The organism is Escherichia sp. HH41S (assembly GCF_009820115.1).
Taxonomy (GTDB): Bacteria; Pseudomonadota; Gammaproteobacteria; order Enterobacterales; family Enterobacteriaceae; genus Escherichia; species Escherichia coli_F.
On record NZ_VNXE01000004.1, the window covers coordinates 26,968 to 41,674 of the forward strand.

Here is a 14,707-nt window from a genome sequence, read left to right on the forward strand (position 1 = left end):
TTATTCGGAATATCCTGCTTATCCTCGTGCTGTTTCTCACGTAGTCTATAATTTCCTTTTTAAGCCCACAGGAGAGCAACAATGACAATCCATAAGAAAGGTCAGGCACACTGGGAAGGCGATATCAAACGCGGGAAGGGAACCGTATCCACCGAGAGCGGCGTGCTGAACCAACAGCCGTATGGGTTTAACACGCGTTTTGAAGGCGAAAAAGGAACTAACCCTGAAGAACTGATTGGCGCGGCGCATGCAGCATGTTTCTCAATGGCGCTTTCATTAATGCTGGGGGAAGCAGGATTCACGCCAACATCGATTGATACCACCGCCGATGTGTCGCTGGATAAAGTGGATGCCGGTTTTGCAATTACGAAAATCGCACTGAAGAGCGAAGTTGCGGTGCCGGGTATTGATGCCTCTACTTTTGACGGCATTATCCAGAAAGCAAAAGCAGGATGCCCGGTTTCTCAGGTACTGAAAGCGGAAATTACGCTTGATTACCAGTTGAAATCGTAAAGCGTTGCCGGATGACGCGTCAGGCGCGTGATTGCCTGATGCGTTGTTAGCGTCTCTACAGCGCCCGCCAGCACCGGATCTCACGTCCGTCCTCCCTTATTGTTAATGATTGCCGGACTTCACATCCGCTGGTTGCCAGGGGGCAACGTTCGCGGAAAAAACAGCCCGGCGGCAGCGTGCGGTTTCCTGGTAGTTCCGTTTTACGCAATGCCCATTCTTCCTCCAGCGGTTTATCAATGGCGGGGAGGGAATCCAGCAATAATCGGGTGTATGGATGTGCCGGAGCTGTCAGCACCTGTTGCGCGTCTCCTAGTTCCACAATCTGTCCGAGATACATCACCGCCACCCGATCGCTCATATGACGTATCACCGAGACATTGTGTGAAATCAGCACATAAGACAGCTCGCGATTTTCCTGTAGCGTTACCAGTAAATTGAGGATCTGCGCCTGCACGGAGATATCCAGCGCCGAGGTGGGTTCATCAAGCACAATCACGTCAGGCTGCGAAGAGAGTGCTCTGGCAATGGCGATACGTTGCCGCTGCCCGCCTGAGAACGCATGAGGCAAGCGGTCGAGATACTCCGGACGAATACCCACCTGCACAGCCAGCTCCTCTGCCAACGCTCGCCGCTGTTGTTCACTACTACGCTTAGCAATCCAGAGCGGTTCCGTGATGATGCGCCACACCGGTAAGCGCGGATTAAGCGAAGAGAGCGGGTCCTGAAACACCATCTGCATAATGCGTTGTGATCCTGAACGGATGTACTGCCCGTGGCTCGGTTGCAGCATACCCATTAAAAGCTGTGCGAGGGTGCTTTTGCCGCAGCCTGACTCACCGACGATCCCTAAGGTTTCACCACGACGGATCTGTAAATCAATACCATTGATGGCATGAACATGTTCCGTAGTTTTACCAAGCCAGTTTTTTCGGGCCGGGAAATTGATATGGACGTCGCGTAACGTTAATAACGTGTCAGACACTAATGACCTCCTGCTGAGGATACCAACAGGCGCAGCGGTGGTTGTTGTCACCACACGCTGTCAGCGCCGGGACGTTTTCACACTGTGTACCTGCCGCATAGCAACGATCGCGAAAAGCGCAGCCGTCAGGCAAATGGGTGAGGTTTGGTACCGTCCCTGGAATGGCGGGTAATGGCTGGCGTGGTATTCCATGTTCCGGTGCGCATTGCAGCAAACCAATGGTATACGGATGCCGCGGATGATGGATAACGTCTGCCGTCATACCGCTCTCGATCACGCTTCCGGCATACATCACGTAAACGCTATCGCACAGTTGCGACACCACGGCCATATCATGGCTGATGAACAGTACCGCAGTTCCACTGGCGCGGGCTTTATGTTTAAGCAGACGCAGTACCTGCAACTGTACCGTGACGTCCAGCGCCGTAGTCGGTTCGTCGGCAATAATCAATTGCGGCTCGCAGGAGAATGCCAGCGCAATCATTACCCGCTGGCGCATACCACCTGAAAGCTCAAACGGATAGCGCGACATAACTTCCACGGCATCCGGGATTTGCATCTCTTCCAGCAGGGCAATCGCTTTAGCTCTGGCTTCCCGACGACTTATTGGTTGATGATGGCGGATCACGTCCATCATCTGAAGACCTATTCGACGTGTCGGATTTAGGGCGGTCATCGGTTCCTGAAAGATCATCGCTACTCGTGCGCCGCGCCACTGACGAAGCTGTTTTTCCCGAGCGTTAAGAGCATCTTCTCCCAGCAGTGAAATATGTCCCCGATGTACGCAATAACTGCCCGTCGGTAACAGACGCATAATCAACATTGCAGTGACTGATTTACCCGAGCCGGATTCTCCCACCAGACCGACAATTTCACCGCGGTTGATTTTCAATGACACATTGTTGAGCGCGTGAACGTCGCCGTTAAAACCGGAGAAACTCAAATGCAGCTGTTGAATGTCCAGAACGGGTTGGGTCATGACTGCTTTCCTCCTGCTTTCGGGTCAAGCAGATCGCGAATACCATCACCAAAGAGATTGAACCCGACGGCGGTAAGCAAAATCGCTGCCCCCGAAAATGCGCAATACCACCATTGATCGAGCACATAGTTGCGACCATTCGCCACCATCGCCCCCCATTCAGCACTCGGTTGTTGAGCACCCAGGCCAATAAATCCCAACGTGGCGGCCATTAAAATCGCGCTACCAATATCCAGCGATGCCTGCACAATCAGCGGCGGCAGGGAGTTACGTAAAATATGCCAGTTGATCAGATGCCAGCGTGACGCACCAAAGGTTTTCGCCGCCTGAACGAAAGTGTACTGGCGGACAACTAATGTTTGCCCCCGCGCCAGGCGCACATAAAACGGGATTCGCACGATAGCAATCGCCAGCATGGCGTTAAACAAACTCGGTCCAAGTGCGGCAGCCAGCGCCATTGTCAGCACCAGCGAAGGAATCGACAGCATAATGTCCATGATGCGCATGATGATCGCGTCTGCGCGTCCGCCAAGCACACCGGACAGACACCCGAGTAGTGAACCCATCATACCCGCAATGGCGACCACCACTAATCCGGCGAGAATTGATTGCTGACTGCCGACCAGTACGCGGCTAAACAGATCGCGTCCCACTTCATCGGTGCCAAACCAGTGCGCCGCAGAAGGCGGCAAAAGGCGGGCAGTTAAATCAATGGCGTTGGGATCATGCGTCGCCAGCCACGGTGAAAAAATCATCATCAATAGCATTAATACAATGATGACTGCGCCGGTCACGGTGAGCGGACTGCCTTTCAGCATCCATACCAGTTTTGCACCGTTAAATCGCGTTTGTTTTGGTGGGCGTACGACGGACGTTTCCTCGCTTAGCATCATTCATCACCTCCACGTCCAATACGCGGATCAATCCACAAATAGAGCAAATCCACCACCAGGTTGACCAGCACATAAGCAAATGAAACCACGACGGCAAAGCCCATCACTGTCGGGAAGTCGAGCGCCTGTATTGATGTTACTACCCATGCACCCATTCCGGGCCAGGCAAAAACGGTTTCGGTGAGCACTGCGCCATACAACAAATCGCCCAGCGCCAGCCCCAATACGGTAATCGAGGGGATCAACGCATTGGGTAGCGCATAACATAAAACGATATACCAGCCGGGCAAGCCGCTGGCCCGGGCGGTACGAATGTAGTCTTCACTCAATTGTTCCAGCATAGCTGAGCGGATCTGGCGAGCGACAATCCCCAGGTGAACGAACGCCAGCGTTAATGCCGGTAAGATGAGATGTTGCAGCGCATTGAAGAAGACTTCACCGTTGCCTTCAAGCAGCGCATCGAGCAGATAAAAGCCGGTAACGTGCGTTGGTGGATCCAGCCAGTCATCAAGCCTTCCGCCGCCGGGAAGAATTTGCAGATGACCATAAAACAGCACAATGACGCCCAGCCCAAGCCAGAACGCAGGTGTGGAGATTCCGGTAATGGCCATTATTCGCACCAGATGATCCAGCCAGCGATTTCGCCAGACTGCAGAGAGTATGCCCAGCGGGATACCAACCAGGAGTGCCAGCAGCAGGGCGCAAAATGCCAGTTCCAGCGTCGCCGGGAAAAATATGCGCAACTCTTCCAGCACCGGACGCCCGGTACGAATGGATGTTCCCAGGTCACCCTGAAACAGGTCGCTGACGTAGCGGTAAAACTGTACGTACAGTGGCTGGTCCAGTCCCAGTTGCTGGCGAATATTATCCACGATAGCATCGCTGGCGCGGTCACCCGCCAGTAACCGCGCCGGATCGCCGGGGATCAGGTGCGAGATAATAAACGTAATCACGCAGACGCCCGCCACCACGAGCACCAGCCCCCAGCAGCGTTGGCGTAAAATACTCCAGAAGGTCACGTTATTTACTCATGGTATTGATATTGAAGACCTGTTCCAGCATGGGATTGAACACAAAGCCTTTCACCTCTTTGTTCATCGCCAGTTGGTAGTTTTTCTGGAACAGGTACACATAAGCAGCGTCATCAATGACGATTTTCTGTGCCTGCTGGTAGTCCCGGGTACGCTGCGTCTGGTCGGTGGTCGCTAGCGCATTGCGCAGTAACTTATCGACCTCACTGTTTTCATAGAACGAGCGGTTACCCGGCAGACCTTTTTTGTCGGACTCAAACCAGTAATTCATAAACATATACGGGTCGGCAAAATCCGGACTCCAGTTGCCAATCGCGATGTCGTAATCACCTTTACCCACTCTGTCGCGCATGGTGGCGTTCGCCAGCTTTTCCAGCTTCACATTGATGCCCAGCTTGTTGAGGCTGGATTGTGTTGCCAGAGCAATAGGCTCCCAGTTTGGGTCGTTATCGGAGTAGAGAAACGTCAGGCTGGTGGGTTTGCTCGTCACTTTATCCCATTCGGCTTTGGCTTTCGTTTCGTCATGGTTGTATTGCATTGCCGTCGCATCGTATCCCCACATGCCTTCCGGAATCGGGCCGCGCATTTGTTTTCCGTTACCACTCAGAATGCCGTTAACCATACCCTGATAATCGGTAGACCAGGAAATGGCCCGACGCAGATCCGCCTGATTAAGTGGCGCTTTGCTGTTATTGAGATACAGATAGGTGACGCGCAGTGACGGATACTCTGCCACGTTGACTTTGTTTTCCTGCTTCAGGGCGTTGAGTTGATCCACCGGCAGCGCATCGGCAATGTCAATGTCGCCACGGGAGAGCTGCAGGCGACGGGAGGCACTTTCACCGATAATTTTTACCGATACCCGTTTGAAGTTCGGGTTATTGCCGGGGTAATGCGGATTTGGCACCAGAACTAATTGCTGACCTTTTTGCCAGCTTTTCAGCATAAACGGTCCGGAGCCAGCGGTATTTTGCGCGAGGAAACCACGGGCATCATCGGCCGCATGTTCTTTTAAGACCGCCGGATTGATAATGGATGCACCGTCATTCGCCAGCGTGTAGAGGAACGGTGCGAATGGCTGGCTAAGGGTAAACCTCACCGTATGTTCGTCGGGAGCATCAATCTTTAAATCTTTGGGAAATGCTTCTGCTGGCCCCTGACCGATTTTTAGTAACCGCTCAAAAGAGAGTTTTACTGCTTCGGCAGTGACGGGTGTGCCATCGGCAAATTTAGCATTGTCCTTCAGGGTGAACGTCCACTCTTTTTGATCGTCAGACGCTTTCCAGCTACTCGCCAGATCGCCTTCAACGTCGGTTGAGCCTTTATCACCGTCCGTTTTGTGCTGAACCAGTCGCTGATAAGACGGGTAGGTCACTGTCCAGTCGTTATTATCAATTGTCACCGCCGGGTCGAGGGTTTGTGGGTCGGCAGCTTTACCGATCACCAGCATATCTTTCGGTACGGCGGCGTGCGCAACCGGCATTGTTGTGGCAAGGACGATCGCGAGCAATGTAGGACGAAACGAAATCGATCTCTTCATGACAGTTTCCTGATTAACTGGCGTGCTGTGTGCCAGGGGATATAAAACAGGTGAATTGATCAGCGAGTAGTGGGTAACTTGCTGCCTGGGGTAATTCGAAGTGCCACCATTCGCTCGGGATACCGACAAAGCCACCGCCAGTCATAATCGCATTCAGCAACAGGCGATTGCGCTGAGCGGCGGGCGGGACGGAAGGATGGTAAGCATGGGAACGTTCGTGCATTTCATCGAACTCTGCGCCCATATCGAGGATGTTCCCGTGCTCATCACGAAGCGTCAGGTCGATCGCCGTGACACGGCTGTGATTAGAACCGACCGTCACATCAACAACATATTGCGGGTCTGGGCAGGTTTGCCACAACATCGCCTGTGCTTGTTGTGGGCGATACGCATCGTAAATCACCAGTTGTAAGCCTGACAGCTGGGCGATACTGATACTTTTCGCCAGCGCGGTAATCGCATCCTTGTGTAACAGACAACGCGCTTGCTGATAAATAGCTTTACCTGTGATGTTATCAGCGCAGGCGTATTTCAATTCGATCTCCAGATCAGGGAAGATCACGGCTAAATCAACCAGTTCGGTGGTATCCGACATAAACGGTTCCTGTATAAGACAAAAATTGCTGCGCTTTCCGCTTATGCAGATCTCATGCCATGCCGGGATAAGCGCCAGAATGCTGGCTTAAAGTTATATTTTTTAACTTTTGATCAACATTTGTGCAGCGTAGTGCAGTTTTGGTGCAAGAGGGGAAGTTAAGGAAGGAATCTCCCGGAATCGTAGCTGAAATCACAGTATTTAAGTGACAGTGTCACGTTAAATGAAAACCCGCGAGTGCGGGCGAGAGGGATTTGTCAGATTTTCAGCGGTAACACGCTGCTCATCCAGCCTGGAATTTCTTCAGCGGGAAGGGGCCGGGAAAAGAAATATCCCTGAATAACGCGACAGTGAATCTTGCGTAGCATCTCAAATTGCTCTTTGGTTTCGACGCCTTCCGCTACGACGGTTAAATTGAGGCTTTGCCCAATGCTGGTAATAGCTTCAAGTAAGGCAAGGATGCGTTTTTCAGTCAGACAACGATCAACAAAACTTTTGTCAATTTTGATTTCCGTTACCGGAAGACTGACTAAGCGGGATAACCCGGAAAAACCCGTGCCAAAATCATCTACCGATAAACCCACGCCCATATCGCGCAGGATCTGGATGCGCTTAAAAATTTCCGTATCGTGTTCCATCATCATGCTTTCGGTGATTTCCACCGTTAGCTGGTGGCCGTCAATGCCCCAGACTTGCATTGCATCAGACACCTGATTAGGCAGCTGATTACTGCGGAAGTGCAGCGCAGACAAGTTAACGGATAACGCTGGAATATGAATATTCTGGCTACGCCATTCTGCTAACTGACGGCAAGCTTCCGCGATGACCCAGCGCCCAATATTTTCGATTTCGCCAATCTCTTCTGCGAGAGGAATAAACCGTGAAGGGGGCACATGACCATGCAGGGGATCGTGCCAGCGAGCAAGGGCTTCGATGCCGTACAGTTCACCCGTTTCTGCGAAGATTTGTGGCTGGTAAACCAGTTTCAGTTGGTTATTGCTAATCGCTTCTTTCAGCGCCGCGCCTAAAACCAAACGCTCTTTTACCATTTCGTTCATCGCCGGGCTGAAGAACTGCCAGCCATTACCGCCATTTTTGCGAATAAAATCCATTGCATTGTGAGCAGTGGAGAGCAGGTAATCGCGGTTTTTACCCACGTCGTAGCTGATGCCAATGCTCAAGGTGAGCGGGAATGGTTTATCGTCAATCATTATCGGCTTGCTGACCACATTCCGTAGCTCATCGGCGATTTGGGTAATGTTACTGACGTCGTTTTCCAGGCTCACGAGGACAAACTGCGTACCTTCGATACGACAGAGATACTGATCCGGTTTGAGTTTTTCACGAAAGCGATTGACCACTTCCAGCAATGCCTGATCGGCCCACGCATAGCCAAGGCTATCAATCACATCCTGAATATGGTCAACACCGATGAGATAGACCACCGGAGAGACGGCTTTGTCGACCAGGTCATCGAGGTAATTGTGCAGGTTATTGCGATTTGGCAGACCGGTCATCGGATCAAATTGGATTAGTTGTTCAATATGCTGACGGCTTTTTTCCTGTTCCAGCGCCAGCGCGGCCATATGCTGGCTGATATCTGCCACGCGTTCGATAAAGGCGCTGGTTTCTGCTCCTGACGAGGTTTTAATTTGCAGGATCCCCGCAGGCGCACCATCACGCTGACGAATGGTCGCTGACCAGCTTTGCGCATTTTGAACTTCTGCACCGTGTGAAGATGACGCCCAGTGTATCGGCATCCCGTTGCGCAGCGCGAACAGCGAAACATGCGATTCGTTGAGAACAGATTCGATGTTACGACAAATGATTTCCCCCATTTCATGAAATGGCGGGCTGCTGCACATGGCGGCGAGAATATTGCCTTCAAGCTGGCGGATTTGCCGTTCTTCGGTGATATCCGAGAAAGTCATTACCAGGTTCTGCAGATGCGCGAGCACATCATAAACCGGGCTGATAGAGGCTTTAATCCAGATTTTTTCACCGGTGCGCGTCAACAGCAGAAATTCATCCTGATCGCGGGCGGTTTTCCATAGCAACTGTTGTAAACGAATGCGGTTATCGGCAGGGAATTCAGGAATGTTCAGGAGTGTATCGGGCTGCATACCGCTGGCTTCGCTAATGCAGTAACCAAACATTTCGGTAAATGCGCGATTGCACTGCACAATATGGCGTTCCGGATCGAGGACAATCACCGGTCGGTCGAGATGGTCAACAGCAATAATCAATTGTCGGGTCTGTTCTTTTTGCGCCATTTCTACGCTGGCATCCCGTACCAGCGCCAGGTAATAAATTTTACCCTCGGCGCTCACTTTCGATAGCGCAAAACGGGTCCAGATTTTACTGCCGTCTTTTTTCTCCAGCTGCAGCTCCCGACTCATCCCCTCGACGCGCGCTTTACCGCCTTCACGGTTGTGACGGATATATTCAGGATGCGCAGGACGCAAATCCCGCGGAATCAGCATATCAATGTTATTGCCAATGACTTCTTCACGTTTGTATCCCCAGAGCTTCTCTGCGGCGGGGTTGAAAAACATCACTTCATCATTTTCGTTAATTAACACCGCGCCCATCATATTTTGCTCAAGGGCGGGGAAAAAAATGCCATCGGCGGCATTATCCGCATCGGTTAGCTTCATGATTACCTCTGCATCCTGGCGCATCTAAAGACTGGCTTTCCAGAGTTCAACACGGTTTCTACCTCGTCTTTTGGCGATATACAGAGCTTCATCGGCTATTTGAATGAGGCGCTCATAGTCAGGATGACCATTAAACATGGCGGCACCGATGGAAAGTGAGAGGGCAATATCTTCGCCGTTTGCGGCTTTCAGTTTGGTTTTCTCCACCCGACTGCGAATACGTTCTGCGGTACGTAACGTTTCGTTTTCCGAAGCTTCAGTCAAAACAATGATAAATTCATCTCCCCCGTAACGAAAAACATAATCACTACTGCGGACGTTGTCATAAAAGGCCTGAGAAACTTTACGCAAAATTTCATCACCGGTGTTATGGCCCCACGTATCGTTGATCTCTTTGAATTTATCAACGTCAATAATCAGCACTGACAGGGGGGTTCCGGTCCGGTTGGCATGGGCAATTTCGCGTTTAAAGATGGTCGGCAGGAAGCGGCGGTTAAGTAATTTTGTCAGTACATCCATACCCACTTCGTGGCGAGATACTTCTTCAAATAATTCACGCAGCAAGGTAATAATTTGCGATACGGTATTTCTTATCTGTAATAAAAATCTCACCCGCAGAGTTTTGTTGCTCAAATTTTTTGTATTACGTATGGTTTGATTAAAAATACCGTCGAAATCCTGAATCAGACGGGAGATATGACCCACTTCGGCAATGCCGCTAAAATAATGTCGACCTTTATGGTTAAACCACAGGCCAAAATCAGCCTGGCTTAAAGGCAAACTACTGCCTAAATCAGAATCCAGCAGAACTTTATAGATAATGTCAATTTCCCATGAAAGGATTGAGGCTATTTGCCGTTCTTTTTCTTCTTCGGCGTTTTCCAGTAACGAGAAGATACGATAGTTTTCATCTTCTTTTGAGGCACTACTGTCACTAAAGGTAAACGCGCGGGTCATGACTTCCATCGCGATATCAATACTGTTAATCGAGAAATGGTAGACCTGAAGTTTTTCTGCGGCAGAATAATCCGAAGAGAAAATCACCGGATAGAGGATTTTTTTCAGCACCCGAAACCCCATCTCGACAATTTCTACTGGAATGCCGATGCGGGCATGCACTTCTGCGACGGTATGCTGGATTTGTATTAGCCTTTCAACATCGTCAACCTGGGCAGAAAGCACATTAATAATCCAGCGTTCCATCGCACTTTTCAGCTGCCGCTCAACTTGTTCATTACTCAAGAATTCTTCTGCATGCGGGTCAATACGGACAATCCGATAAAACTCAATGCTCAGGTAATGGGCATGCGCAACGGCAATTTCCGCGGCTTTAGCACGAATGAGCGGATCTGCTTGTTCGACAAGCCCGGTCCACTCATCTTTCATTCTTTTAAAATACATCTCCATAATTCACACCCTTATAAGGCTGGGAAAGCAGACGGAATCAAAACGAAACGCAACGTGCGAGATCGACTAACTGCACCATATTCTCCTGAAATATGAAGATATTCTGAAAACAAATAAGCGACTTAGGACAGTTTCAATCTACGCTACTGTTCTTCAGAAGAGTATAGCCCATCGTAATTATTTTTCGGAAACAGCGAATACCGTAGGGTTTTCATATTCATACATTTTTATTAGGGGTTTTATGGCTATTAAACTCAGAGTGGTTAATTGCGTGGTTAATTTGGCTTAAATAAGCATGATTATTAGTGGGATATTTCAAGAGGATAACAAGCCGGTGAGTAAAGCACCGGCCATGTTACAAGTTTAACTGCCCCAACGACTTTGCAAATAGCTGACCGCTTGTTGAGTCTGAGGTTTGTTCAGATAGTCCTCACGGAACAAGATTGTGCCGCTGATTTCTGGTACAGCATCGTTAAGATCGAGCTGCTTTTTCAGTTCCGGTACGCCACCGTTAATCATCCAGTCTGGCTCTATCTTTGAAGGTTCACCCACTTTATAGAAGGCGATACCGATATACAGGCGGGTCCTGGTCGGTTTAACGACATCCGCCCACCATTTTGCCAAAACGTCATAACGTGCGGCACTCCGTGAGAACGGCCAGTAAATTTGGGGGGCAATGTAATCCAGCAATCCTTGTTCCACCCATCGACGGGTGTCAGCATAGGATTCGTCATAGGCTGCCGCGCCTCGGGTATCGGAACCGAGCGGATCGTGTGATCGGTTACGCCACACGCCTGCCGGGCTAACGCCAAATTCGACTTCCGGCTTAATGCTTTTAATGGTGTGCGATACCTTCGCAATTAACTGCTGAGTATTGTTGCGCCGCCAGTCTGCTTTTGACGCAAATGCGCCTCCGTATTTGCGGTACGTTTCGTTATCATTTAGCCGTGAAGCTGGTGACTCAGTATAAAAATAGTCGTCAAACTGCACGCCATCTACCGGATAGCGGGAAACCACTTCCGCGACTATTGATGTGATCCAGTCCTGAACCTCAGGGATGCCTGGGTCGAGGACAAACCGATCACCCGACGTTCTTATCCAGTCGCGGTGTTGCACATAGACGCTGGCCGGTTGTTGAGACAGGGTGCTATTCAGTTCCCTGATAGTACCAGGCTTTGTATTAACCGATACGCGGTAAGGGTTAAACCAGGCGTGTACTTTCATCCCACGCTTGTGGGCTTCGTCGAGCATAAATTGCAACGGATCGTAACCCGGGTTTTCGCCAATCTTACCGGTCATAAGATCGGACCACGGCAAAATTTTCGATGGCCATAGTGCGGTACCGTCCGGCTTGACCTGGAAAAAGACCGTGTTTATACCGAGACGTTGCAGATGATCGAGCTTGTCGATCATCGCCTGTTGTTGTACGCGGATCCGGCTGGTGGGGTTACTAATGTTAACCGAGGAAACCGGTGGCCAGTCGAGGCGAGACACCGTGGCCAGCCAGATGCCGCGCATCGGTTGTGATGATTGTTGCGCCGAGGCTGGTGGCTTTGAGCCTGCTGGTGGTGTCACCATTGAATCTGGAGGCGTGCTTTTACAACTACTCAGTAAAAGTGCCAGTGCAACCAGTGCCGCTGGTCTTCTAATCGCTAATTTCAAGTTTCGGGAGCAGATATCCATATATGCTGGTTTCCGGTAAACAGATGTGCGCTCATTCTCGTACTTATCCCGGTTAAGTCAATACGACAACAGGCATGAAAAAGGGAGCGATGAATTATCGCTCCCTTGTGTTATTACCATTCAGACATGGTTAGTGTTTCTTGTCATTCATCACAATATAGTGTGGTGAACGTGCACGCGGGTGCAGGAAGAAGTGACCTTTCGGTGCGTTCTGGCTGTTGATTGGTTCCAGAGATACGCCGGTATTCGCTTTGCCTTTACGATCATGAACAGCATAGAGAATAAAGGGCAGGGCAAGTACCACCAGGAAACTAACGACCAGTAATTCAACATACATATCGGTAGAGTCACCCTGGATGTTATCCGGCGGCAGGAAGGAAACAATAAACGCCATAATTGAAGTCAGCAGACCGACAATTGCCACGACCAGTTTCACCCCTTTACCACCAGGGATATTAAATGTGCGTTTTAAGTCAGGATGTTTAAGCACTAACACAATGTAGCCAATAAACAGCATGAAATAAGCACACAAATAAATCACCACCGTCAGCGCCAGGGCAATCAGGAAGGACATATTGTTACCGCCACCGGTATTGGTGAGGATGATCAACGCGATAGTAGTAATCACCAGCTGCGAAATAACCAGCGTTACCGGTACGCCATTTTTGTTCATTTTAGCGAACGCCGCTGGCAGCAGGTTTTTCTGCGCGGTGACATACATCCCGCGAGAAGGGCCAACAATCCAGGAAGCGATTTCCGCCAGAACACCCAGCAACAGCAGTGCGGAGATCACGCGAACCGTCCACTCAATTTCCGGTGCCACATGTGACATCAGAACGGTAAAGGTTTGCATTACCCCTGCGGAGAGGTTGATTTCATTACCCGGAATAACCATCGCAATAGACAAGCCGCCAACAGAGCTTAAGCAGATTGCCGCCACCATCAGCAGTAACATCGCCAGCGGATAATCGCGACCGGGGTTGCGCATTTCATTGACGTGGGTTGCGGAAGCTTCTACCCCCATATAACTCAAAATGAAGGCAACAAACACAACCAGGGTGCCGACTTTAGAGAAATCAGGGAAGAAGGTTTTCGCATCCATTTCGATAGCAACGGGAGCACCGGAGTGCAGATAAATAGCCGCTAATGCGATCAAAATAAATGCAGGTAACAGGATACCGGCGAAGAAGCCAACTTTAGCAATTCGCGCCGTGTATTTCGTGCCACCAAACTGTGTTAATGCCAGCGCCCAAAGAATGATGAGTGCTGCAATAGTTTTGGTAATGGGGTCTTCATTCAACGCTGGCCATTTCAAAATGTAGGAGAGTGCCCCTAACACGAAATAGAGCATTGGAATAAAACCGATGGCGATTTGCAGATAGCCAAATGAGATCGCTGCAAACCCCCATCTCGGCCCCAGAGTATTTGATACCCAGGCGAAGACGCCACCTTCTTCCCAGCCGTCGACGGTAGCCATTTCCGCAGCACAAAGTCCCACGGGAATAAACCATAAAATCCCGCCTAATAGCAGGAAGAAGACTAATGAAAAGCCCGATGTTGCGAAAGTAGGGTATTCATAAACAGCCATTACCATCGATGCCGTTATGGCAAAAAACCCGAGTAATGTGAGCTGCTTAGCTTTACCTGTCTGTACTGATGTAGCCATATTATCCCCCTAAAACGGTATTCCTGTCGGAACCGCACCTGTTTTGTTCTGAAGCGTATTCAGAACAATATTTTCCGTTGCTAATGCCAGTGAACAGACTTTGGAAATTGTCCCGAAACGGGTTCGTTTCGGGACACCGTTACCGTTAAACGTTATCAGGTGTGTTTAAAGCTGTTCTGCTGGGCAATACCCTGCAGTTTCGGGTGGTCGCTGAGATATTTCAGGGAGGCTTTGTAGTCTTCCAGCAACAGTTCAGCAAAGTCCATTTCGAAGCCGCGACGACACATAATGCGCATCACCACGATGTCAGTGGCTTCACCGCCGAGAGTGAAAGCCGGAACCTGCCAGCCGCGTAGACGCAGACGTTCAGAGAGGTCATACAGGGTGTATCCCGGATCTTCACCATCTTTCAGTTTGAAGCAAACCGCCGGGATGCCTTCATCCGGGCGACCGGTACAGATGAACTCATACGGCCCCAGTTTGGCGATTTCATCTGCCAGATAGGCCGCGACCTGGTAGGAAGCGTTCTGTACTTTGGTATAGCCTTCACGACCGAGGCGCAGAAACTCATAGTACTGTGCAATCACCTGGCCCGCCGGACGGGAGAAGTTGATGGCGAAAGTGCCAATCTGACCACCTAGATAGTCAACATTGAACACCAGTTCCTGCGGCAGCGCTTCTTCATCACGCCAGATAACCCAGCCGCAGCCCAGCGGAGCCAGACCGAATTTGTGGCCTGAAGCACTGATCGATTTCACACG

At 50.4% G+C, this 14,707-nt stretch carries 12 protein-coding genes; 1 reads left to right on the forward strand and 11 read right to left on the reverse strand.

Going from position 1 to position 14,707, the window contains the following annotated elements:
• Positions 1–81: 81 nt before the first annotated feature.
• On the forward strand, positions 82–513 hold the full coding sequence (gene osmC / locus FQZ95_RS00980; protein ID WP_000152305.1) for a peroxiredoxin OsmC: 432 nt from the start codon (positions 82–84) through the stop codon (positions 511–513).
• 55 nt (positions 514–568) lie between these two features.
• Here the strand turns inward: osmC and FQZ95_RS00985 are convergent, their stop codons facing one another.
• The 11 genes from FQZ95_RS00985 to FQZ95_RS01035 all read right to left on the reverse strand — a co-directional run.
• Positions 569–1,495, reverse strand: coding sequence for an oligopeptide/dipeptide ABC transporter ATP-binding protein (locus FQZ95_RS00985; RefSeq protein WP_160529781.1), 927 nt, complete (start codon positions 1,493–1,495; stop codon positions 569–571).
• Positions 1,488–2,474 (reverse strand): ABC transporter ATP-binding protein, encoded by a 987-nt coding sequence (locus tag FQZ95_RS00990; RefSeq protein WP_032184224.1) that lies wholly within the window; start codon positions 2,472–2,474, stop codon positions 1,488–1,490. The genes FQZ95_RS00985 and FQZ95_RS00990 overlap by 8 nt, the downstream gene beginning before the upstream one ends.
• Complete coding sequence (gene ddpC, locus FQZ95_RS00995) at positions 2,471–3,367, reverse strand: D,D-dipeptide ABC transporter permease (protein ID WP_160529782.1); 897 nt, start codon at positions 3,365–3,367, stop codon at positions 2,471–2,473. Before ddpC ends, FQZ95_RS00990 begins: the two co-directional genes overlap by 4 nt.
• A complete protein-coding gene (locus tag FQZ95_RS01000; protein ID WP_160529783.1) occupies positions 3,364–4,386 on the reverse strand; it encodes an ABC transporter permease subunit in 1,023 nt (340 codons plus the stop codon). Before FQZ95_RS01000 ends, ddpC begins: the two co-directional genes overlap by 4 nt.
• A gap of 1 nt (position 4,387) precedes the next feature.
• On the reverse strand, positions 4,388–5,938 hold the full coding sequence (locus tag FQZ95_RS01005) for an ABC transporter substrate-binding protein (RefSeq protein ID WP_160529784.1): 1,551 nt from the start codon (positions 5,936–5,938) through the stop codon (positions 4,388–4,390).
• 13 nt (positions 5,939–5,951) lie between these two features.
• On the reverse strand, positions 5,952–6,533 hold the full coding sequence (gene ddpX / locus FQZ95_RS01010) for a D-alanyl-D-alanine dipeptidase (RefSeq protein ID WP_160529785.1): 582 nt from the start codon (positions 6,531–6,533) through the stop codon (positions 5,952–5,954).
• Between the two features lie 257 nt (positions 6,534–6,790).
• Complete coding sequence (gene dosP, locus FQZ95_RS01015) at positions 6,791–9,190, reverse strand: oxygen-sensing cyclic-di-GMP phosphodiesterase DosP (RefSeq protein WP_088542343.1); 2,400 nt, start codon at positions 9,188–9,190, stop codon at positions 6,791–6,793.
• Positions 9,191–9,214: 24 nt separating this feature from the next.
• Complete coding sequence (gene dosC / locus FQZ95_RS01020; protein ID WP_000426274.1) at positions 9,215–10,597, reverse strand: diguanylate cyclase DosC; 1,383 nt, start codon at positions 10,595–10,597, stop codon at positions 9,215–9,217.
• A gap of 363 nt (positions 10,598–10,960) precedes the next feature.
• Positions 10,961–12,280, reverse strand: coding sequence for a family 10 glycosylhydrolase (locus tag FQZ95_RS01025; protein WP_160529786.1), 1,320 nt, complete (start codon positions 12,278–12,280; stop codon positions 10,961–10,963).
• Between the two features lie 130 nt (positions 12,281–12,410).
• Positions 12,411–13,946 carry an acid resistance gamma-aminobutyrate antiporter GadC gene (gene gadC / locus FQZ95_RS01030; protein ID WP_000246007.1) on the reverse strand — a complete coding sequence of 512 codons (1,536 nt, stop codon included), beginning with the start codon at positions 13,944–13,946 and terminating at the stop codon, positions 12,411–12,413.
• Between the two features lie 155 nt (positions 13,947–14,101).
• A partial coding sequence (locus tag FQZ95_RS01035; protein ID WP_077473361.1) for a pyridoxal-dependent decarboxylase occupies positions 14,102–14,707 on the reverse strand: 606 nt, incomplete at its 5' end.

Excerpts from the sequence above, each read along its gene's own strand:
- osmC (WP_000152305.1), top strand. The coding sequence starts at position 82 with ATGACAATCCATAAGAAAGGTCAGGCACACTGGGAAGGCGATATCAAA.
- FQZ95_RS00990 (WP_032184224.1), bottom strand. The coding sequence starts at position 2,474 with ATGACCCAACCCGTTCTGGACATTCAACAGCTGCATTTGAGTTTCTCC.
- ddpC (WP_160529782.1), bottom strand. The coding sequence starts at position 3,367 with ATGATGCTAAGCGAGGAAACGTCCGTCGTACGCCCACCAAAACAAACG.
- FQZ95_RS01005 (WP_160529784.1), bottom strand. The coding sequence starts at position 5,938 with ATGAAGAGATCGATTTCGTTTCGTCCTACATTGCTCGCGATCGTCCTT.
- ddpX (WP_160529785.1), bottom strand. The coding sequence starts at position 6,533 with ATGTCGGATACCACCGAACTGGTTGATTTAGCCGTGATCTTCCCTGAT.
- dosP (WP_088542343.1), bottom strand. The coding sequence starts at position 9,190 with ATGAAGCTAACCGATGCGGATAATGCCGCCGATGGCATTTTTTTCCCC.
- dosC (WP_000426274.1), bottom strand. The coding sequence starts at position 10,597 with ATGGAGATGTATTTTAAAAGAATGAAAGATGAGTGGACCGGGCTTGTC.
- FQZ95_RS01025 (WP_160529786.1), bottom strand. The coding sequence starts at position 12,280 with ATGGATATCTGCTCCCGAAACTTGAAATTAGCGATTAGAAGACCAGCG.
- gadC (WP_000246007.1), bottom strand. The coding sequence starts at position 13,946 with ATGGCTACATCAGTACAGACAGGTAAAGCTAAGCAGCTCACATTACTC.